This is a genomic window from Pelomonas sp. KK5, assembly GCF_001984095.1.
Taxonomy (GTDB): Bacteria; Pseudomonadota; Gammaproteobacteria; order Burkholderiales; family Burkholderiaceae_C; genus KK5.
The window spans coordinates 1-21,296 of record NZ_LYVQ01000112.1 but is presented as its reverse complement, the minus strand read 5'-3'; the positions used below and the strand labels follow the sequence as shown (position 1 = coordinate 21,296).

Sequence of the window (21,296 nt, the reverse complement as noted above, 5' to 3'; positions counted from 1 at the left end):
CCGCCGGTGGGCCGCCCCGATGCCGGCACGCGCGTCGGCCAGGACATCGCCACGCCTCCCTCCGCCTCGGCCAGCGCGCCACGCCAGCCGCTGGACCTGCGCCTGCCGGTCAACGGCCCGATGTCGCGCCAGGCCGGCAACAGCCTGCTGAACCTGATGCCGCATCCGCCCGACACGCAGACCAAGATGGCCGAGGACATGAAGAAGACCGGCCGCGGCGACTGCCGCGACCAGCACGCGGACAAGGGCCTGCTCGCCGTCGTCCCGCTGGTGGCCGATACGGCGCGGGACAAGGGCTGCAAGTGGTAGCCGATGACGTTGAGGCGCCCGCCGGGCCGCCCCAAGGGCGCCTCAAGGCGATGTGCAAGCGGGGCATCCCCCGCTTGCATCGCCGTCCCCCCGGGGGACCGACCGGCACCGCCCGCGTTCAGCGGGGCGGTGCTGGGCGAGGGGCTGTCAGTAGTGCGGCGGCAGCTCGTCGCGCAGGCTGCGGAAGGTCGGGCCGGCGGCCGAACCCTGCTGCTTCAGATCCATCACCTCGCGCATCAGCAGCTCGATCTGCGCCTGCTGGCGGATGATGATCTGGTTCAGCTGCTCGACAGTGTCGTCGGTGAAGCTGGCCTTGATCTCGAGCTCGGTCAAGCGGGCGTCGATACGGGTGTCTGGATCCATGGGCGGCATTGTCGCCGCACCTACAATCCCCGCCTTCCATGAAGTCCGTCCTGAACATTTCCGCCTACCAGTTCGTCCGCCTGCCCGATGCCGAGGCGCTGCGCGAGCGTCTGCATGAACGCGCGCTGGCGTTGGACCTGAAGGGCACGGTGCTGCTGGCCGAGGAAGGCATCAACCTGTTCCTCGCCGGCACGCCCGAAGCGGTGCGCGCCTGGGTCGCCACGCTGCATGAAGACGCCCGCTTCGCCGCGCTGCAGCCCAAGGAAAGCTGGAGCGAGGCGGTGCCCTTCAAGAAGCTGCTGGTCAAGGTCAAGCCCGAGATCATCCGCATGAACCACCCGGCCATCCGCCCGGACCAGCTGGAGCGCGCCCCGGCCGTGCGCCCGCAGACGCTGGCCCGCTGGCTGGACCAGGGCCATGACGACGAAGGCCGCCCGGTCGTCATGCTGGACACCCGCAACGCCTTCGAGGTGGACTACGGCGCCTTCGACGGCGCGATCGACTGGCGCATCGGCAAGTTCAGCGAGTTCCCCGAGGCCGTGCAGGCCCACCGCGCCGAACTCGAAGGCAAGACCGTGGTCAGCTACTGCACCGGCGGCATCCGCTGCGAGAAGGCGGCCATCTACCTGCAGCAGCAGGGCCTGGGTGCGCCGGTCTACCAGCTCGAAGGCGGCATCCTGAAGTATTTCGAGGAGACCGGGAACGCCCCGCACTACCACGGCGGCTGCTTCGTCTTCGACCAGCGCGAGTCGCTGGATGCGGGCCTGGCGCCCGAGGCCGAGCCGGCCCGGCCGGCCAGTGAAAGCCATCGCTCGAAGGATCCGGCCGGATGAACAGCCGGCTGGCCGCGTGGGCGGTGCGCCTGTTCGGCGTCATGCTGATGCTGAGCTGCCTCGGCTACGCCGCCGTCCGCGCCCCCGACCGCTCGCTGGAAAGCCTGATCCCCCGCTGGGCGCCGCCGCCCTCCGAGTTCATCGAGCTGAACGGCCAGGTCGTGCACCTGCGCGACGAAGGCCCGCGCGGCGACCCGCTGCCGCTGGTGCTGCTGCACGGCACCGCGTCGAGCCTGCACACCTGGGAAGGCTGGGTCGCCGAGCTGAAGAAGACACACCGCGTCGTCACCGTCGACCTGCCCGGCTTCGGCCTCACCGGCCCCAGCGCCGACGGCGACTACCGCGACGAGGCCTACCAGGCCTTCGTGCTGGCGCTGATGGACCGGCTGCAGCTGCAGCGGGTGGTGCTGGGAGGTAACTCGTTAGGTGGACTGATTGCCTGGGAAGTGGCGGCCCGCCACCCGGAGCGCGTCGGTGCGTTGGTCCTGGTGGATGCCGGCGGCTACGCGATCCAGCCCGAGCCGGTGCCCGGCGGCTTCCAGGTGGCGCGCGCGGGCGGCCTGCTGGCGCGGCTGGGCAAGTACGTGCTGCCGCGCAGCTTCGTCGAGCGCAGCGTCAGGAACGTCTACGGCGATCCCTCGCGGGTCACCGGCGCCCTGGTGGACCGCTACTTCGAGATGACGCTGCGCGAGGGCAACCGCGAGGCGCTGGGCCGGCGCATGGCGCAGTCCCGTCCGGGCGACCATGCCGACGAGATCCGCACGGTCCGCCAGCCGACGCTGATCCTGTGGGGCGCGCGCGACCATCTGGTGCCGATTGCCGCGGCCCGCGCGTTTGCCCGGGACATTCCCGAGAGCCGGCTGGTTACATTCGAGACGTTGGGCCATGTGCCCCAGGAAGAAGACCCCGCCGCCACCGTGGCTCCGGTGCGTTCCTTCCTGGACAACTTCAATATCGAGACCTGACCCCAAGGAGAGAAAGACCATGCAAGCACGCCGCCTGTTCACGCTGATGGCCCTGGCCGGCCTGGCCACCCTGGCCCAGGCCCAGGCCCCGGAGTGGAAGAAGATCCGCATCGGCGTCGAAGGCGCCTATCCGCCCTTCTCCGAGATCGGCGCCGACGGCAAGCTCAAGGGTTTCGAGATCGACCTGGCCCTGGCCTACTGTGCGCAGATGAAGGCCGAGTGCACGCTGGTGCAGCAGGACTTCGACGGCCTGATCCCCGCGCTGCAGGCCCGCAAGGTGGACGCGATCATCGCGTCCGTCTCGATCACCGAGGCGCGCAAGAAGGTGGTCGCCTTCTCGCGGCCCTACTACGCCACCCCGGCCCGCATGGTGGCCAAGGCCGGCTCCAGCTTCACCTTCACCGCCGAGGGCCTGAAGGGCAAGAAGATCGGCGTGCAGCGCGCCACCATCTTCGAGGCCTGCGTCAACGGCGAGTTCAAGCAGAGCGAGATCGTGCGCTACGCGACGCAGGACCAGATCTTCCTGGACCTGAAGGCCGGCCGCATCGACATGACCATGGCCGACTCGCCCGCCATCGACCAGGGCTTCCTCGGCAAGCCCGAGGGCAAGGGCTTCGCGATGGTGGGCCCGGTCTTCGACGACCCGAAGTACTTCGGCACCGGCACCGGCGTGGCGATGCGCAAGGCGGACGAGAAGACGCTGGGTGCCAAGTTCAACGCCGCCATCGAGGCCTACCAGACCAGCGGCGACTTCAAGAAGACCGCGGCGAAGTATTTCCCGTACGACATCACGCCGAAGAAGTAAGAGGCCCTGCCGATGCTCCACGGCTTCCTCCCCAGCCTGCTGCAGGGCGCGCTGGTCACGCTGAGCCTGGCGCTGACCTCGATGGCGCTGGCCATGGGCCTGGGCCTGCTGGGCGCGCTGGCCAAGCTGTCGCGCTCGCGCGTGGCCCGCGGCCTGGCCCAGGTCTACACGACGCTGATCCGCGGCGTGCCCGACCTGGTGCTGATGCTGCTGCTGTTCTTCGGCGGGCAGGTGGCCATCAATGCGATCGCGCTGGCGCTGGGACATGAGGACTACATCGACATGGACCCGTACCTGACCGGCGTCCTGGTGATCGGCTTCATCTTCGGCGCCTACCTGACGGAAGCCTTCCGCGGCGCCTTCCTGGCCGTGCCTCCGGGGCAGCGCGAGGCGGGCCTGGCCTTCGGCATGACGCCCTGGCAGATCGCACGGCGCATCACGCTGCCGCAGATGTTCCGGCACGCGCTGCCGGGCCTGTCCAACAACTGGCTGGTCCTGATCAAGAGCACGGCCATCGTCTCGGTGATCGGCCTGTCGGACCTGATGACCCGCGGCCAGCAGGCGGCCGGCACCACCCGCGAGCCCTTCAGCTTCTACCTGGCGGTGGCGCTGTTCTACCTGGCCTTCACCAGCGCCTCCGAGCTGATGTTCGGCTGGCTGCAGCGGCGGCTGTCGATCGGCGTGAGGCAGGGAGCGCTCTGACGATGGTCTTCAACCTCGAGGCGATCCAGGACAACTTCCATCTCTACCTGGAAGGGGCCGTCCACACCGTCGAGCTGCTCGCCATCTCACTGGCCTGCGGCCTCGCGCTGGCCGTCCCGCTGGCGGTGCTGCGCAGCCTGCGCGGCAGCTGGGTCTCGCGCCTGGTCTGGCTCTACACCTATGTGTTCCGCGGCACGCCGATGCTGGTGCAGCTGTTCCTGATCTATTACGGCCTGGCCCAGTTCGAGGCGGTCCGCGCGAGCGTGGCCTGGCCCTGGCTCAGCTCGGCCTGGTTCTGCGCCTGCTTGAGCTTCGTGCTGAACACCGCCGCCTACACGACCGAGATCATCGCCGGCTCGATCATGGCGCTGCCCGCCGGCGAGATCGAGGCCGCCAAGGCCATGGGCATGAGCCGCGCGGTGATGTTCCGCCGCATCGTGCTGCCCTCGGCGCTGCGCCGCTCGCTGCCGGCCTACAGCAACGAGGCGATCTTCATGCTGCACGGCACCGCGCTGGCCAGCGTCGTGACCATCATGGACCTCACCGGCGCCGCCCGCGAGATCAACAGCAGCTACTACGTGCCCTTCGAGGCCTTCATCACCGCGGCCTGCTTCTACTTTGCGCTGACCTCGCTGCTGGTCGCGCTGTTCCACAGGGCCGAGGCCAAGTGGCTCAAGCCTCTGATGCCCCGCTGAGTTCCCGATCATGTTCATCCAGACCCACACCCTGCTCTCCCCCGCGCCCGGCACGCGCCGCGAACTGGTCTCGCTGCACTACGGCGCCGAAGGTGCGGCCGCCGGCAAGGCCTACATCCAGGCCTCGCTGCACGCGGACGAACTGCCCGGCATGCTGGTGGCCCACCACCTGCGCCGCAAGCTCGACGCGCTGGAAGCCGCCGGCCGCGTCGCCGGCGAGATCGTACTGGTGCCGATGGCCAACCCGATCGGTCTCTCCCAGCACCTGCTGCACGCCCAGCAAGGCCGTTTCGAGCTGACCAGCGGCGAGAACTTCAACCGCCACTATCCGGACCAGATCGCCGCCGCGGCGGTCGCGGCGGAACCCTCGCTAAGTGCCGACCCGTTGCATAACGTCCAGGTTCTGCGGCGTGAACTGAAGAAGGCGGTCAGGGCCCAGCCGGTCGACACCGAGCTGCAGTCGCAGCGACGCGCGCTGATGGCCCTCTCCTGCGACGCCGACGTGGTGCTGGACCTGCACTGCGACGCGCAGGCCGTCGTGCACCTCTACACCGAGACGCCCTGCTGGCCGCAGTGCGAGCCGCTGGCCCGCTTCCTCGGCGCGAGCCTGACCCTTTTGGCCACCGACTCCGGCGACAACCCCTTCGACGAGGCCTGCTCGCAGGTCTGGTGGAAGTGGGACAAGCACTTCGGCGGCCGCTTCCCGATCCCGCAGGCCTGCCTGGCGGTGACCGTCGAGCTGCGCGGTTATGTGGATGTGGAGCACACGCTGGCGGAGGCCGATGCGCAGCGCATCATCGACTACCTGACATGGCGCGGCCTGATCTCCGGCGAGGTACCGCCGATGCCCGAGGCCGTCGGCGATGCCCGCCCGCTGGCCGGCAGCATGCCGATCAAGTCCCCGGTGGCCGGCGTGCTGACCTTCCTGCGACAGGCCGGAGAGACGGTGAAAGCGGGCGACGTGCTGGCCCATGTGATCGACCCGATCACCGACGTGGTGACGGAGCTGACGAGCCCGGTGGACGGCCTGCTCTACGCCCGCGATTCGCTGCGCTTCGCGACGGCCGGCATGCGCGTCGCCAAGGTCGCGGGCCGCGAGGCCACGCGCACCGGCAAGCTGCTGGGAGCATGAGCACAATGAGCCACGACAGCCTGGTCGTTGAGAACCTGCACAAGCGCTACGGCGAGCGCGAGGTGCTGAAGGGCATCTCCTTGACCGCCAAGCCTGGCGACGTCATCACACTGATCGGTTCCAGCGGCTCCGGCAAGAGCACCTTCCTGCGCTGCCTGAACCTGCTGGAGCAGCCGCACGAGGGCACGCTGTCGCTGGGCGGCGAGACGCTCGCGCTGACCCGCGACCGCGACGGCAGCCTCAAGGCCGCCGATGCCAGGCAGTTGCAGAAGTGGCGCTCGCGCCTGGCCTTCGTCTTCCAGAACTTCAATCTCTGGGCCCACCGCACGGTGCTGGAGAACGTCACCGAGGCGCCCATCCACGTGCTGGGCGTCGCCAAGGCCGAGGCGGTCGAGAAGGCCGAGGCGCTGCTGGCCCGCGTCGGCGTGGCGCACCGCAAGGCCGTCTACCCGGCCCAGCTTTCCGGCGGCGAGCAGCAGCGGGTGGCCATCGCCCGCGCGCTGGCCGTCGAGCCCGAGCTGATGCTGTTCGACGAGCCCACCTCGGCGCTGGACCCGGAACTGGTCGGCGAGGTGCTGAAGGTGATGCGCGACCTCGCCGCCGAGGGGCGCACGATGATCGTCGTCACCCACGAGATGGGCTTCGCCCGCGAGGTCTCCAATCACACGCTGTTCCTGCACCAGGGACGGGTCGAGGAACAGGGCCACCCGAAGGAGATCCTGGTACGGCCGCAGTGCCAGCGCCTGCAGCAGTTCCTGAGTGGTGGGTTGAAGTAGGCGCGGGCCGGCGCGGGCCTCGAAGGCCCGGCAGCCCTATAGCGTGGCCAGCAGCCTGGTGACGTCTTGCTGCTCCGGGTACTTGTCGCCCAGGCGCCTCAGCGTCTGCAGCTCGTTCTTCGCCTTGCCCGGGTTGCCGGCACGAATGTAGAGCGTGGCCAGATTGAAGCGGAGCTTGGGAACGTCGGGCGCCAGGCCCAGCGCGCGCTGCTGGAGTTCGATCGCCTTGTCCAGCTGATTGGCTTCCGCCAGCGCGGTGGCCAAGGTGTCCATGATGGCCGGGTGCTTGGGCTCCAGCGCGTTGGCCTTCTGCGCATGGGCCAGCGCACCGGGCTTGTGCTGTCGGAGCATCGCCAGGGCCAGGTTGTTCAGGATGCCCGCGCTGTTGGGCTGCAAGGCGATGATGGCGGTGTAGTGGCGCTCGGCGCTCGCGTAGTCCTGCCGCGCCAGGGCCATGTCCCCCAGCACCGCCAGGAGCGCCGTATCGCGCGGATGGCCGCTGACCCAGGTTGCGGCGAATCGATCGGCCTCCGCGCTCTGGCCGGCATCGAGCAGCGCCTGATGCAGCCTGATCGCCGTCTCGGGCATGTCGGCCTGCTTCAGGCTGTCGCGATAGGCGGCCACTGCGGCGGGCCAGTTCTTCTGCGCCGACTCGATGTCCCCGACGTAGAGCGCGCCGACGGCTTCGTGCCCCGGCTCGGCCTGGATCGCGCGTGCCATGCTCATCGCGGCCTTGGGACGGCCGCCCGCGATGTCGAGCATCATCACGCCGCGCTTGGCTGCCAGCAGATCAGGCCGCAGTTTCAGCGCACGCTGAAAGCTCTGGCGTGCCGACACCTGGTCGCCGGCGGCGACCTGGACATTGGCCAGTTGCAAGAACACCTCGGGTGCCTGCCCCTGTTTCTCGGCCAGCCGCGTCAGCGTGGCGATGGCCTGATACAGCTCGCCCGAGGCCTGCTGGGCACGCGCCAATGCGGCATTCAATTCAGCGCTGTCCGGCATGGCCGCGACGCCGTCCTGCGCCGTCGCCAGGGCCGCCTTGGCCTCGCCGCCCGCCAACTGGGCATTGATCAGGACCAGACGGGCCTTGACGTCGGTAGGGGCCTGCTTCACGGCCTTGTCCATCAAGGCCAGCACATCCCGCCTGCTCGCGCCGGCATGGGCACGCAAGCCGGCAACGGCCAGCCCGGCCCGCACGTTCTTCGGATCCTTCTTGAGGACGGCCTCGAAACGCCCTTGTGCCTGCTCGGTCCGGCCCTGGGCCAGATCGATCTCCGCCAGGCTGACCACGGCCGGGAAATAAAGGGGATCACGTGCCAGGGCCTGCTCGAAGTGCCGTTGCGCGGCCGGCACTTCCCGACGGGTCAGCGCAATCAGGCCGCGCAGGTTCTCGACCATGGCGCTGCGGGGCTCCTTGCGCTCGTAGTTGTCCAGCGCTTTCAGGGCAGGTTCGAAGTTGCCGGCGCGCAGGTACGTGCTGATCAAGGCCATGTCGGCCACAGTGTCCTTGTCGGCGCTGGCGATCTCGGCCAGGCTTGCATAAGCCCGTTCCGCATGCCCCTTGCTCAGTTCGGCCAGCGCAAGCGCAGTGCGGCTGTGCATGTCGCCCGGGTTCAGCTTGGCCGCCTGGGCGAAGAAGCCTTCAGCCGTCGTCGCATCGCCGGCAAACAGATACACCTGGGCCGCCAGCGCATAGGTCTGGGCATCCGGCTGCGCCGCCGCCAGCAGGGGCTTGAGCAGGCTCTGGGCCTGGTCAGCGTCGCCCAGGCGCAGGCAGGTCTGGATCAGCAGGCGCCGTGTGTCGACCACGCCGGGCGCCGCCTTCAGCGCCTTGCCCAACAGGTCCTGCGCCGTGCGCAGGCCGCCGGTCTGCAGTTCGATGCTGCCGGCCAGACGAAGTACCTCCGCATTGCCCGGCGCGCCGCGCAGCAGCTTCTGCGTCACCTCCCTGGCGGTCTTGACATCCCCGTTGCGAAAGGCCAGGTCGGCCACGTAGAACAGCGTGCGCGGGTGAACCGGCGCGACACGCTTGAGCTCATCGAGCTGCTTCTGGGCGGCCTCCTTGTGCTGCTGGCTGAGTTCGATGGAAATGATGCTGGCATGCGCGCCGACCAGGTCCTTGCGGATCTTCAGGGCCTGGCGTTGGGCCTGGATGGCCGCTTCAGCGTCGTGCCTGGCCATGAACAGCAGGTCGCCTTTCAATTGCCAGGCCTCATAGCTGCCCGGCTCGCTGGCCAGCAACCCGTCCAGCAAGCGCAAGGCGCCATCGACGTCTCCCGCTTCGGCCTTGAAGGCGGCCTGGACGAGCCTGGCGCGTCCGTTAGCCGGCGCCGCCGCGAGCGCCCGGTCCAGGGCTACCTGGGCCAGGTCGACCGCGTGCTGCTCCGCGTAGGCCTGTGCCAGCGAAGCCTGCAGGTCCGCGACGGCATTCGGATCCTTGAGGGAATGGTTGCCGAACTCGAGCAGCAGCTTGCCGGCCTGACCGCTTGCGAGCAGTGTCCGGGCCAGCAACGGGACTGCGCTTTCATCCGGATAGCCCAGCTCGATGGATTTGCGCAGTTCGACCTCGGCGGATGTGACATCGCCCGACTCGAACAGGGCGCTGCCCAGCAGGAATCGGGCTTCGGCAGACTGAGGCTTCGCCGCCAGGGCGGTCTTGAGCTGCAGCATCGCTGACTTGGGCTCGTTCCTGACGAGGTATTCCTGGGCGGATGCGATCAGGCTCTCGACGGGAGGATTTCGGCGGTGGACATAGAGCGCGGCCACGCCGACTAGCAGCACGAGAGCGACGACCCAAAGGCTACGGCTGATCGATTTGGACATTTTTCTGCACCCGCTTCAGCGGTCGCCCGGTAGTCCTGCTTGTCCGAAATATAGCGGCAGCCTGACATTGAGTGACAGTCCGCAAGCGCATATGAGCCTTGCATACCGTCGCATTTCTTTACAGAGCGTCTGGCAGCAGTAGTCGGGTGCTTTTGAAAACAATGGCTTAGCTCACTGGCACGATCGATGCATGACCTCCGGCGGGGACAATCTGCGCCGAACTACACACACCAGATACGGCGCAATCTGCGGAAGGCAGACGCGATGAATACCAACAAGAAGCTGAATCTCTTGGCATGGGCTTTGTCAGCATCCGCGGCGTTCGTCGCGACTCCCGGCCAAGCATTCGACCTCACTGGCAAGAGCTATGTCCAGTATGGCGATGCCCAGTCGTATTCCTTGCCGATTCTCGCCATCCAGGACGGATGCACGAACCCCGGCTGCGCGTACTACGTGGCCTCGTCTCCCGGCGCCATCAAGGGCTTGACGGTGCTCGGTACGGGCTCAGGCGGGCAACAGGTCATCTCCAACTTCAACGGGATGGACAACGCCTACTCGACGCCGAACGGCACGAACTCGGCGCCCTACTGGGCGCCCAGCGCGGCCACCTCCAACGGCACGCAAGGCACGGTCCAGCACAACGGCGCGAACACCTGGGACTCCAGCCTGTCGGCCCTGCAGACCTATCTGGCCGGCCAGTCGATGATCTTCTTCTTCAACAACAACCAGACCAGTTCCGGTGGTGCGTTCGATCAGTCGCTGGCTGCCTGGGCACAGATCACGGTCAAGGATGCAAGCGGCGCGGCAATCGGGATCTACGACCTCACGAACCGGGGAACGACCGCAGGCGTTGGCGGCAAGTACGCGCCCGTCACGGCTGGCGGTGGCGGCACCTTCAACGGCAATGTGGCGAACTACACGTCTTCGGGAGCCGGTCCTGTCGCCGGTAACCGCGCTTCGACGGACTACGTTCTCTCCGGCGGCCAGATTTGCCTCGACAGCACCGGCCAGGTCCCGGTGGACTGCGCCACGCCCGGAGCCAGCGCGCCGATCAACCACAACCTGGGGGCGAATCAGGCGGCCTATGCCATCTTGTTCCCCGAGTTGAATGCGCAACTGAACAGCCTGTTCGGAACGCTGTCGTCGGCTCAGCTGGCGAACTACACGATGAGCGTGGACGTCCGCCTGGGCTGCGATCCCGCCACGCTCGGCGGCCCCAATGGCCCCATCTGCAATGGTGGCGTCGGTGGCGACTACGGTCGCGACCTGAACAGCGGCTATGAGCAGATCTTCATCAGCACGGCCCGCGACGTGGTCAACACCCCGGTTCCGGAACCCGGCACCTTGGCCTTGGTCGGTATGGCGCTGTTCGCGCTCGGCCGGGCTCGCCGCAGGTCGGTCGCGAGGTAAGCCAGGTTCGGCGGCCGAACGGCAGCCGATGCAGATTCAGGGGTGCTCGGTGCACCCCTGATGCATTCTGGAGCCGGGTTCCCGGCACCCGGACTCATGCCGCCGGCACCCACGCCGAAGCGCGCCCATGCCGACCCCCCTTCACTTCTTCACCAGCATCCATTCATGCGCCGGGTCGTTCCTGAACACCCACAGCCGCTGCGGCCCGGCCATCACGTTCAGGTAGTACAGCTCGTAGCCATGCGGCGCCACCACCGGGTGGTAGCCGCGCGGCACCATCACCACATCGTGATCCTCCACCGCGCAGGCCTCGTCGAGGCTGCGGTCGTCGGTGTAGACGCGCTGGAACGCGAAGCCCTGGGGCGGGTTCAGGCGGTGGTAATAGGTCTCTTCCAGTTGCGTCTCGGCCGGCGGCGACTCGGTGTCGTGCTTGTGCGGCGGATAGCTGGACGAGTGTCCCGGCGGGGTGATCACCTCGACCACCAGCAGGTGGGCGGCGGTCGGATCGTCGTGGGGCAGGATGTCGCAGATGTAGCGGGTGTTGCTGCCGGTGCCACGGACGCTGCGCTTCATGGCCGACGAGTCCAGGACCTTGGCCGGCCGCTCGGCGGCGTCGGCGGGCGCGCTGCACAGCGCCACTTCGGCGGCAGAGCGGGCCAGGATCTCGACGGCCCTGCCCGGCCCCACGTACACGGCGGCCGGCGACACGGGATCGAAGACGCTGGCGCGGGTGCCGAGGTCCGCATGGAGCACGCCGTCGACGCTGACGTCCACCATGCCGCTCAGCACAACCAGGCACAGCTCGCGCGCGCCGGTCTGCAAGGCTTCGCCTTCGCCCGCGGCCAGCCGCAGCGCGCGGAAGCCGACATGCCGCCAGCCCGCGCTCTCGGGCGTGACCTCGATGATCTCGCGCCCGGCCTGCGCGGCCTTCACCAGCAAGGGGCTGCTCATGACAAGCCCTCCACCAGCCCGCGCAGCGTCTCGTAGCCCTTCTTCGCATAGGCATAACTGGGAGCCACAGCGGGGTCCTGCTCGGCCTCGACGACCAGCCAGCCTTCGTAACCGCCACCGCGCAGCGCCGACAGCACCGAGGCGAAATCGATCGCCCCATCGCCTGGCACCGTGAAGGCCCCGTTGAGCACGCTGGCGAGGAAGCTCCAGCCCTCGTTGCGCGCCCGCTCGATGACGGCTGGCCGCACGTCCTTGCAATGCACATGGACCACGCGGGCGAGATGCCGGCGCAGCAGCGCCACCGGATCGGCCGCGCCGCCGAAGAAGGCATGGCCGGTGTCGAACAGCAGGCCCACATGGCGCGGGTCGGTCAGCGCCATCAGCCGGTCCACCTCCTCGGGCGATTCGACGTACGCGCCCATGTGGTGGTGGTAGGCCAGCGTCAGCCCGAAGGTCTTCTGCAGGTGTTCGCCGAAGGTGTTGAGCAGCGTCGCGTAGTGGCGCCATTCCTGCTCGGTCCTGAAGCGCGGGCGGCGCGACAGCGGCGTGTCCATGCGGCCCTGCACGCTGCCGGCCACCTCGCCGTACACCACCACCTTGCAGCCGTTGTACTGCAGCTTCTTCATGTGCTCGAAGCAGCCCTGCATCTCGGCGTCCAGCACCTGCCAGTTGGAGAGGCCATCGGGGATCTCGGCCAGCGCGCCCGAGTACCAGCCCGACACGCAGGCCACGCCGAACTCGCCCAGCTTGGCCTTCAGCGCCGGCCCCTCCTTCGGGAACTTGTTGCCCAGCTCGAAGCCTTCGTAGCCGATCTCGGCGCCCTCGCGCAGCGCCGTCTCCAGCGGCGTGTCGCCCCCCAGCGCGGGCAGGTCGTCGTTCATCCATCCGATGGGATTGATACCGATGCGGACATTCCAGGTCATGTGAGCCCCCCGGCCAGCGAGTACGCCGGCCGGCCCCCCGAGGGGGCGGCGATGCATGCCGGATCGACCGGCATGCACATCGCCTCGCGGGCCGGCTTGGGAGCGGCCCGGCGCTCGGCCCGGATGCACGACGGCCTCGACGTGATTCCCTGTTCGCTCATTGCATCGTCCTATCTCAATCAAGCGCGCTGCCGGGCCTTGCCCGCCTGCCATTGCTGATGCGCGGCGCGCACCTTCCCGCGCTCCGAAACCTCGGGCACGCCAACCTCCCACCAGCAGCCGCCCTCGGTCGTGCGGGTGTGGGTCGTGTCGATGACCAGCACCTGCGTGCGCGTCGCCTGGCGCGCGCGGGCCATCTCGGTCTTCAGCTCGGCCACGTCCTTCACATGCACCGCCTCGGCACCGAGCGCGCGGGCATGCGCGGCGAAGTCCACCGGCACATGCACGCCGCCCTCGGCCACGCAATCGACCAGCAGGTTGTTGGCGCTGGCCGAGCCGGTGGCGTTCTGGAGCCGCTGGATGCAGCCGTAGCCCTGGTTGTCCAGCACGACGACGATCAGCTTCAGGCCCAGCAGCAGCGAGCTCGAGATCTCCGAGTTCATCATCAGGTAGGAGCCGTCGCCGACGAAGACGACCACCTCCCGCTCCGGCCGCGCCAGCTTGACGCCCAGGCCGCCGGCGATCTCGTAGCCCATGCAGGAGAAGCCGTATTCGACGTGGTACCCGCCCGGCGCGGCGGCGCGCCAGAGCTTGTGCAGTTCGGCCGGCAACGTGCCGGCGGCGCAGACGGCGATGTCGTTGGCGGCACTGCCGTCGTCGGGCGCCGAGTCGCGCACCGCGCCGATGACCTCGCCCTCGTAGGGCAGCACACCCGGCGCGACCGGCGCTGTCGTGATCTCGGTGACGCGCGCGTTCCAGCGCGCCGCGGCCGACTGTGCGCGAGCGGTCCAGGCCGCATCGGCGCGCCAGCCGGCCACCGCGGCGCCCAGTTGCTCCAGCCCCAGCCGCGCGTCGGCCACCAGCGCGCAGCCTCGGCCCTTGATCGCATCGAAAGGCTGCACGTTGAGGCCCAGCAGCCGGGCCTGCGGGAACAGCGCGCGCGAACCGGTGGTGAAGTCCTGCAGCCGCGTGCCGACGGCGACGACCAGGTCCGCCTCGGCCGCGAGTTCGTTGGCGGCGGGCCCGCCGTCCACGCCGACCGCGCCGGCATTGAGCGGATGGTCCCAGGCCAGGCTGCTCTTGCCGCCGTGCGATTCGGCCACCGGCACGCCGTGCTTCTCGGCGAACACCCGCAGCGCCTCGCCGGCCTCGCTGTAGAGCACGCCGCCGCCGGCGATCAGCAGCGGCCGCCGCGCGCTGCGCAGCAGCTCCGCCGCCCGGGCCAGCTCCGCCGGATCAGGTGCGGGCCGGCGCATGACGATGGGCTCCGGCTCGAGGAAATCGGCCGGGCAGTCGAAGGCCTCGGCCTGCACGTCCTGCGGCAGTGCCAGGCAGGCCGGGCCGCAGAGCGCCGGGTCGGTCATCACCTGCACGGCCCGCGGCAGCGCGCTGAGGATCTGCTCGGGCCGCACGATGCGGTCGAAGTAGCGCACCAGCGGGCGGAAGGCGTCGTTGGCGTTGACGTCGCCCTGGCCGAAGACCTCGATCTGCTGCAGCACCGGATCGGGTGCGCGCGAGACAAAGGTGTCCGAGGGCAGCAGCAGCACCGGCAGCCGGTCCACCTGGGCGACCGCGGCGGCGGTCAGCAGATTGGTGGCGCCCGGTCCGATCGAGCTGGTGACAGCCATCACGCGGCGGCGCATCTGCGCCTTGGCATAGGCCACGGCGGCATGGCCCATCGCCTGCTCGTTGTGGGCGCGGTAGGTCGGCAGGCGGCCGCGCTCGGCCCACAGCGCCTCGCCGAGGCCGGCCACATTGCCGTGGCCATAGATCGCGAACACGCCGGCACACCAGGGCTGCAGCTCGCCGCCCGGTCCCTGCAGCTGCAGTGCCGCCAGGTGTTTCACCAGTGCCTGGGCCATCGTGAGGCGTACGGTCTTCTCGGGTCTCATCGGCGCTGTTCCTTGTTGGCCTCGTGCCGGCTGCGCCAGGCTTCCACCAGCGTCGCATAGTTGCGCGCCACCGCGTCGACCAGGCCCGCATCATCGAGGCCGCCCTGCAGCCAGCGCAAGGACGCATCGCCCCACAGCGAACGGCCGACCATGAAGCCCTTGACCACCGGATCGGTCGCCTCGGCAAAGCTGCGCACGAGGTAGTCCAGCGGCTGGTTCAGGCCCAGGATGACCGCGCCGCGGCAGTGGGGGTCGCGCTCGGCCAGCAGTTGCGCCAGCGCCGCCCAGCCTGCGGGCTGCAGCGGGGCAAGCTTCCACCATTCGGGCCTGATGCCGAGGTTGTAGAGCCGCGTCAGCGCGCGCAGCACGGCCTCGTCCTCGCCACCGGCGCGTGTCAGCGCGCGCGGCGGGATCACCTCGACCAGCAGTTCGTTGCCGCTGCTGCGCGTGGCCTCCCAGAGCTCCAGCAGCGCGTCTTCCTGCGCCAGGCGCAGCTCCGTGGCATCGTCCGGGCTGTAGTGCACCAGGCACTTGACGACCTGCTCGGTGGGCCAGTTCAGCAACGCACTGCCGATCGAGCGCGTGCCATCGAAGCGCAGCGGCCGCGAGCCCGGCAGCTCCACCGGCCGCCCCACCCACCAGCCACGGCCGGTGGCACCGGCCAGCGCGTCGCGGCCGTAGTCGCCGCCGTCGATCAGCACGCCGGCATGCCCCTGCAGCGCATGGCTGCGCTCGACCTGCTCGACCGCCCGCACCAGCAGCCGCTTGAGCACCGGGATGCGCGATTCGTCGGCGCCGGCCGCGCGGGCCATGTCGTGGAACTGGCTGCGGTGGTCGAAGGCCATCACGCAGAGCTCGTCCCAGGCCGGCCGCGGCGCGGTGACGCGGTGCAGGTGGGCCAGTTGCTGGTCGGCATCGACACGCGCCCCGTGGCGCCGGCCCTCGAACCAGTGGCGCAGCTCGGCCGGCGTGGGCATGGCGGCCGAGCAGGCATGGCGGGAGACGACGATCGCCCCGCAGGCATTCGCCACCCGCGCGGCCTCGGCCCAGTCCTGGCCTTGCAGCAGGCTGCCCAGCAGGCCGGCGAGGAAGGCGTCTCCTGCACCGAGCACATTGAGCACCTCCACCCGTTCGCCGAGGTAGGTTGGCGCATCCTCGATGCGTTCGGGCACATCGCCCTCGATCACGCAGCAGCCCAGCGGGCCGCGCTTGAGCACCAGCGTGGCGCCGCTGATCGCGCGCACGGCGCGCAGGCTGGCCAGCAGGTCCCCCGGCACGCCGCCGGCGATCAGGAACTCCTCCTCGGTGCCCACCAGCAGGTCGAAGCTCGGCAGCAGCTCCTGCAGCTGCGCGGTGACCCGCGCATCGGGCACGTAGCGGTTCTCGCCGGCGCCGCGCGAGGTCAGGCCCCACAGCACCGGGCGGTAGTCGATGTCCAGCACGCAGCGCACGCCGTGGCGGCGGGCGTAAGCCAGCGCCGTCTGCGCGGCGCGGCGCGTGCCCTCGGTGGAGAGATGGGTGCCGGTGATGGCCAGCGCGCGGCAGCCGGCGATGAAGCTCTCGCTGATCGCGTCGGCATCGATCGCCATGTCCGCGCAGTTCTCGCGCATGAACAGCAGCGGGAAAGTGTCTCGGTCCTTCAGGCCCAGGACGACCAGGGCGGTGAGCCGCTGCGGGTCCACCTGGAGCTGGCTCACGTCGCAGCCCTCGCGGGCCAGTGCCTCGGTCAGGAAGCGGCCGAGCTGCTCATCGCCGACGCGGCTGAGCATCGCGCTCCTGAGCCCGAGGCGGGCGATGCCGAAGGCCAGGTTGCCCGAGCTGCCGCCCAGGTACATCGCGAAGCTGCGCGCGTCCTCCAGCCGGGCGCCGAACTGCTGGGCATAGAAGTCCACCGCCAGGCGGCCCAGGCAGACCAGGTCCACGGGACGGCCGGCGGGAAAGTCGAGGGAGGCTGGCATGGTTCGACTCTAGTCCAGCTGAACACGAATTTCTCTTTGGGTATTCACGTAGAAATATTTTTCTGAACTAGTCCAGTTCCACGAGCCGCCCCTCGCGGAACGAGGTCGTCAGCGCCAGCCCGATGCGGGTGGCCTCCAGCGCATCGGCCAGCGCCAGCGGCAGCGCCTGCTCGCCGCGGCAGGCTGAGACGAAGGCGGCCATCTCGGCCTGGAAGGCGCTCTCGAAACGCTCGTAGAAATCCTTCAGCACCGCATGTCGCACGCCGTGGGCATCGCTGCGCACGATGCGGTCGCGCGCCGCATGCTCGCCCACCTGCAGCTTGCCGGCGGTGCCGATGATCTCGGTGCTGGTCTCGTGGCCATGGGCCATCGTGCGGGAGGCGTAGAGCACTGCACGGGCGCCGCCGTCGAACTCGATCATGGCCAGGCCGTTGTCCACGTCCCCGCACTCGGCCAGCGCCGGGTGCAGCGCATTGGTGCCGCTGGCGAAGACGCGGCGCGCGCGCGGGCTGCCGAGCATCCAGCGGGCCAGGTCGATGTCGTGGATGCTGACGTCCATGAAGATGCCGCCGGAGGTCGGCGCGAAGCGCACGAAGAAGCCCTCGGGGTCGTTCAGGTCGCAGGTCTGCGAGTTGACGATGAAGGGCCGGCCGATCTCGCCGGCCGCGATCGCCCGCTGCGCCGCCTGGTAGTGCGGATCGAAGCGGCGCACGAAGCCGACCATGGCGACCTGTCGCGGATGCTGCGCGGCCACCTCGAGCACGGCCGCGCAATCCTCGACGTTCAGCGCCAGCGGCTTCTCGACAAAGACATGCTTGCCGGCGCGCAGCGCGGCGATGGCCTGCGTCGCATGCAGCGAGGTGGGCGTGACGAGGACCACCGCATCGATGTCCGGATCGGCCAGCATCGGCTCCAGCTCCGCGTGCAGCCGCTCGACGCCGCATTGCGTGCGTGCGAACTCACGTTCGGTTTCCACCGGGCTGCAAGCCGCCACCAGCTCGCAGCCGCGGGCGCCCCAGGCCAAGGCCTGCGCATGGCGCGCGCCGAGGCGGCCCAGGCCGGCGATGCCGACGCGCAGCAAAGGCCGCGCGCTCACGACAGCACCACCGGCTGGCCGGTCTTCGCGCTTTCCGTCGCCGCATCGGCCAGGCGCTGCGCGGCGACGCCGTCGGCCACCGTCGTGCGGAAGGGCGCGCCCGACTGCAGGCACTCGAAGAAGTGCGCAATCTCCAGCCGGTAGGCTGCCGCATAGCGCTGCAGGAAGAAGTGCTCCGGCTTGTCGCCGCGGATGCCATTCGCATCCCACTGCACGACGTTCGACGACGTCTGGTTCGCGCATTGCAGCAGGCCGCCCGAGCCCAGCACCTCGAAGCGCTGGTCGTAGCCGTAGGCGGCGCGGCGGCTGGTGTTGATCTGGCACAGGCGCCCGGCGCGGGTGCGGATCGTGACCGCGGCGCTGTCGAAGTCCAGGCCCTCGATCGCCGGATCGGTCAGCACCGAGCCGGTGGCGCTGAGCCAGGCGGCCTCGTCACCGTCGCCGCAGAGGATCCAGCGGAACACGTCGAAGTCGTGGATCAGCATGTCGCGGAACACGCCGCCCGAGGCCTTGAGATACGCCACCGGCGGCGCGCCCGGGTCGCGGCTGGTGATGATGAGCATCTCGGGCTTGCCGATCTCCCCGGCGGCCAGGCGCTTCGCGGCCTCGTTGAAGGTCGGGTCGAAGCGGCGCTGGAAGCCGATCATGCAGGCCACGCCGGCCGCGCGCACCGCATCCGCACAGGCCTGGGCGCGGGGCACCGACAGGTCCACCGGCTTCTCGCAGAAGATGTGCTTGCCGGCGGCGGCGGCGCGGGTGATCAGCTCGCTGTGGGTGTCGGTGGAGGAGCAGATGGCCACCGCGTCGATCGATGGGTCGGCGAGCGTGGCGTCGATCGAGGCCACCTCCGCGCCGAGCGACTGCGCCAGCTCCGCCGCCGCGCCCGGCATCGGGTCGCTGACGAAGCGCAGCTTCACCCCGGGCAAGGCCGCCAGATTGGTGGCATGGATGCGGCCGATGCGGCCTGCGCCGAACACTGCGATCTGCTTCATGAAGCCCTGTCTCCTCTGCTGGCGCGGACTATAGGCGGCTCCGCACGTTATGGAAAGATGTTTCCACATCAAATTATGTTGGAATAATTTTTCCACAACCAACACCAGACCCGGCGCCTCGAGAACTGACAGGCACCTGACTTTGGCAGCAGCGCAGGCCCGGTAAAAGCACGAGAGCGCCGGGCGGGTCGAGCGTCTAGAGTGGCTTCACAACAGGCAGCTCGCCGCGACAAGCGCAGTTCGGGCCCCGGCGGGACATCGTGCAACTCTGAACAGGAGCTTCCGCATGACACTCAAGCCCAGCCGCCGCGCCATCGCCGCCGCAACCCTTTTCCTTGCCTCCTTCGCCACGGCCTCGCCGATCGGCGGCCCCGGCGCCGCCCCGCTCGACGCCGGCCCGACCGCCCCGGCCACGCCGATCACCGTCTCCATCGTGCTGAAGGTGCAGAACCCCGACGCGCTGGATCGCTTCGTCGCCAGCTCCTCGACGCCCGGCTCGCCGGGCTTCCGCAACTTCCTCAGCGTCCAGCAGTTCCGCGAGCGCTTCGCGCCGTCCGACGACCAGATCCGCCAGATCACGAATGACCTGAAGCGTGCGGGCATCACGGTCGACCAGGTCTACGACAACCACCTGCTGATCAGCGCCACCGGCACGGCCGACCAGTTCAGCCAGGCCTTCGCCACCACGCTGCGCGACTATGTGGACGCGAAGGGCCGGCGTTTCCACCGGCCGGACCACGCGCCGCAGCTGTCCGACCTGATCCTCTACGTGGCCGGGCTGAACAGCCAGCAATCGACCTTCAAGCCCCATCTGTCGAGCGCGCGCGCCAGCCCGGTGGCGCCGCACAAGCTGGTGCTGCCGCAGGGCAACAGCACGGCCACCGGCGTGTCGGGCGACTTCACCACCGGCGACGTGGCCAACATCTACAACGTCAACCCGCTCTATGCCCGCGGCCTGGACGGCCGCGGCACGACGATCGGCATCGTCACGCTGGCCGGCTTTCTGCCGCAGGACTGCTACGACTACTGGAGCGCCATCGGCCTGAAGGTCAAGCCCAACCGGATCACGCAGGTCCATGTGGACGGCGGCGCCGAGATCGCACCCAACGTCGGCGTGGTCGAGACCAGCCTGGACGTCCAGCAGTCCGGCGGCCTGGCCCCGGGCGCGAAGATCGTCGTCTACGACGCGCCGAACACCGAGGCCGGCTTCGTCGACGTGTTCTACAAGGCCGTGTCCGACAACCGGGTGGACACGCTCTCGGTCAGCTGGGGCAGCGCCGAGATCTTCAACTACGCGATCCCCGGCGTCTCCTTCGAATCGGTGGCGCTGATGGCCGTCTACCACCAGGCCTTCGCGGAGGCCGCCGCGCAAGGCATCTCGGCCTTCGCCGCCTCGGGCGACTACGGCGCCTACGAGACCATCGACACCCTGCCCTATCCGAAGTTCACGAAGGTGCTGAGCGTGCTGTCGCCGGCCTCGGATCCGTACATCATCGCGGCCGGCGGCACCACGCTGGGCGGGGACATCGCGCTCTACTACGACACGGTCCATGTACCGGGCGAACGCGTCTGGGGCTGGGACTACCTGAGCGACTATGTGCTCACCTGGTACGGCCCGGGCAGCGTCGACAGCTTCTTGTTCCCGAGCGGCGGCGGCGGGGGCGTCAGCGTGTTCTGGCCCGTGCCCTTCTACCAGCGGGCGCTGCCGGGCATCCGCGCCAGCGAGCCGAACCAGCAATTGGTCAAGTATCCGAACTATCCGGACCTGAGCGTGCAGCAGTACCTCTTCACCGTGCCGGCCGGCGTACGCGGCCGCAACCTGCCCGACGTCTCGCTCAACGCGGATCCATACACCGGCTACCTGATCCTGTCGACGATCGACGGCGGCTGGTCCGACTACAACGGCGGCACCAGCTTCGTCGCGCCGCAGATGAACGGCATCTTCTCGCTCTTCGTGCAGGCCCGTGGCTCGCGCCTGGGCCTGCTGCATCCGCAGCTCTACGGCCTGAAGCTGCTGCAGCAGCTCAGTGGGCGGGACCTGGGGCTGCGAGACATCACGACCGGCGACAACTGGTTCTACGTGGGCGCTCCCGGCTACGACCCCGGCACCGGTCTGGGCGTGCTCAACGTCAACGCCCTGGAGCGGGCCCTGCCCTGATGGCGCACACATCCGGTCCGATTCCGGCGGCACTTGGACCGCCGGCCGTTTTGAGGAATGATGGCCGCCGCCATCACAACGAACGGAGACAAGGACATGAAACCATCCCTTGGCGCGGCGCTGGCTCTACTGGGCCTGCTCGGTCTCTCCACCTCGGCTCGCGCCGAGACCGCCTGCGAGCGCGTGCTGCGCCAGCTGGGTAACCGCCTCGCCGACGCCACCTGCGTCGAGAGCCCCGACCTCACCACCAACAACCCCGCCACCACCCCGCAGAACAACTCGCTGCCCGGCCTGCCCGCCTTCGCCTTCACGCCGCAGACCGACCGCGCCACCATCGCGCCCAATGCCGCGAGC

Annotated in this window: 19 protein-coding genes; 11 read left to right on the top strand and 8 right to left on the bottom strand. The window is 69.2% G+C overall.

Annotation, left to right across the window (positions count from 1 at the left end; all coding sequences use genetic code 11):
• A partial coding sequence (locus tag B0W88_RS33670) for a hypothetical protein (RefSeq protein ID WP_158080883.1) occupies window positions 1-309 on the top strand: 309 nt, incomplete at its 5' end.
• Window positions 310-456: 147 nt separating this feature from the next.
• Here the strand turns inward: B0W88_RS33670 and B0W88_RS17920 are convergent.
• On the bottom strand, window positions 457-672 hold the full coding sequence (locus tag B0W88_RS17920; RefSeq protein ID WP_077036005.1) for a SlyX family protein: 216 nt from the start codon (window positions 670-672) through the stop codon (window positions 457-459).
• A gap of 38 nt (window positions 673-710) precedes the next feature.
• On the opposite strand from B0W88_RS17920, the gene B0W88_RS17915 reads away from it, so the two are divergent.
• Genes B0W88_RS17915 through B0W88_RS17885 form a run of 7 tightly spaced genes read left to right on the top strand, consistent with a single transcriptional unit; the run spans window position 711 to window position 6,580 of the window.
• Window positions 711-1,505 carry a sulfurtransferase gene (locus B0W88_RS17915; protein WP_077036004.1) on the top strand — a complete coding sequence of 265 codons (795 nt, stop codon included), beginning with the start codon at window positions 711-713 and terminating at the stop codon, window positions 1,503-1,505.
• Window positions 1,502-2,470, top strand: a complete 969-nt coding sequence (locus B0W88_RS17910; protein ID WP_077036003.1) for an alpha/beta fold hydrolase — start codon at window positions 1,502-1,504, stop codon at window positions 2,468-2,470. Before B0W88_RS17915 ends, B0W88_RS17910 begins: the two co-directional genes overlap by 4 nt.
• A gap of 19 nt (window positions 2,471-2,489) precedes the next feature.
• A complete protein-coding gene (locus B0W88_RS17905; RefSeq protein WP_083748864.1) occupies window positions 2,490-3,275 on the top strand; it encodes a lysine/arginine/ornithine ABC transporter substrate-binding protein in 786 nt (261 codons plus the stop codon).
• Window positions 3,276-3,287: 12 nt separating this feature from the next.
• Window positions 3,288-3,977 (top strand): ABC transporter permease, encoded by a 690-nt coding sequence (locus B0W88_RS17900; RefSeq protein ID WP_077036002.1) that lies wholly within the window; start codon window positions 3,288-3,290, stop codon window positions 3,975-3,977.
• A gap of 2 nt (window positions 3,978-3,979) precedes the next feature.
• Entirely contained in the window at window positions 3,980-4,672 is a 693-nt protein-coding gene (locus tag B0W88_RS17895) for an ABC transporter permease (RefSeq protein ID WP_077036001.1), read from the top strand.
• Between the two features lie 10 nt (window positions 4,673-4,682).
• Window positions 4,683-5,804: a succinylglutamate desuccinylase/aspartoacylase family protein gene (locus B0W88_RS17890; RefSeq protein ID WP_077036000.1), complete on the top strand. Its 1,122-nt coding sequence runs from the start codon at window positions 4,683-4,685 to the stop codon at window positions 5,802-5,804.
• Window positions 5,805-5,809: 5 nt separating this feature from the next.
• A complete protein-coding gene (locus B0W88_RS17885) occupies window positions 5,810-6,580 on the top strand; it encodes an ABC transporter ATP-binding protein (RefSeq protein ID WP_077035999.1) in 771 nt (256 codons plus the stop codon).
• Window positions 6,581-6,616: 36 nt separating this feature from the next.
• Here B0W88_RS17885 and prsT read toward each other — a convergent pair whose 3' ends face one another.
• A complete protein-coding gene (prsT, locus tag B0W88_RS17880; RefSeq protein ID WP_077035998.1) occupies window positions 6,617-9,403 on the bottom strand; it encodes an XrtA/PEP-CTERM system TPR-repeat protein PrsT in 2,787 nt (928 codons plus the stop codon).
• Between the two features lie 264 nt (window positions 9,404-9,667).
• Here prsT and B0W88_RS17875 point away from each other — a divergent pair, with 264 nt between their 5' ends.
• The gene (locus B0W88_RS17875; protein WP_144006828.1) at window positions 9,668-10,813 is read left to right on the top strand and encodes a PEP-CTERM sorting domain-containing protein; all 1,146 of its coding nucleotides are present in this window, start codon (window positions 9,668-9,670) and stop codon (window positions 10,811-10,813) included.
• A gap of 141 nt (window positions 10,814-10,954) precedes the next feature.
• Here the strand turns inward: B0W88_RS17875 and iolB are convergent, their stop codons facing one another.
• The 6 genes from iolB to iolG form a co-directional block, all read right to left on the bottom strand.
• Window positions 10,955-11,764 (bottom strand): 5-deoxy-glucuronate isomerase, encoded by an 810-nt coding sequence (gene iolB, locus B0W88_RS17870; RefSeq protein WP_077035996.1) that lies wholly within the window; start codon window positions 11,762-11,764, stop codon window positions 10,955-10,957.
• Window positions 11,761-12,687, bottom strand: a complete 927-nt coding sequence (gene iolE, locus B0W88_RS17865) for a myo-inosose-2 dehydratase (RefSeq protein ID WP_077035995.1) — start codon at window positions 12,685-12,687, stop codon at window positions 11,761-11,763. Before iolE ends, iolB begins: the two co-directional genes overlap by 4 nt.
• A gap of 179 nt (window positions 12,688-12,866) precedes the next feature.
• The gene (gene iolD / locus B0W88_RS17860; RefSeq protein ID WP_077035994.1) at window positions 12,867-14,738 is read right to left on the bottom strand and encodes a 3D-(3,5/4)-trihydroxycyclohexane-1,2-dione acylhydrolase (decyclizing); all 1,872 of its coding nucleotides are present in this window, start codon (window positions 14,736-14,738) and stop codon (window positions 12,867-12,869) included.
• The gene (gene iolC / locus B0W88_RS17855; protein WP_077035993.1) at window positions 14,735-16,696 is read right to left on the bottom strand and encodes a 5-dehydro-2-deoxygluconokinase; all 1,962 of its coding nucleotides are present in this window, start codon (window positions 16,694-16,696) and stop codon (window positions 14,735-14,737) included. The genes iolD and iolC overlap by 4 nt, the downstream gene beginning before the upstream one ends.
• Before the next feature lie 67 nt (window positions 16,697-16,763).
• Window positions 16,764-17,792, bottom strand: coding sequence for a Gfo/Idh/MocA family oxidoreductase (locus tag B0W88_RS17850; RefSeq protein ID WP_077035992.1), 1,029 nt, complete (start codon window positions 17,790-17,792; stop codon window positions 16,764-16,766).
• The gene (gene iolG / locus B0W88_RS17845; RefSeq protein ID WP_077035991.1) at window positions 17,789-18,784 is read right to left on the bottom strand and encodes an inositol 2-dehydrogenase; all 996 of its coding nucleotides are present in this window, start codon (window positions 18,782-18,784) and stop codon (window positions 17,789-17,791) included. The genes B0W88_RS17850 and iolG overlap by 4 nt, the downstream gene beginning before the upstream one ends.
• A gap of 286 nt (window positions 18,785-19,070) precedes the next feature.
• Between iolG and B0W88_RS17840 the strand changes: the two genes are divergently transcribed.
• Both B0W88_RS17840 and B0W88_RS17835 read left to right on the top strand, forming a co-directional pair.
• Entirely contained in the window at window positions 19,071-20,942 is a 1,872-nt protein-coding gene (locus B0W88_RS17840; protein ID WP_077035990.1) for a protease pro-enzyme activation domain-containing protein, read from the top strand.
• Between the two features lie 96 nt (window positions 20,943-21,038).
• The coding region (locus tag B0W88_RS17835) for a hypothetical protein (protein WP_144006827.1) at window positions 21,039-21,296 on the top strand (258 nt) is incomplete at its 3' end.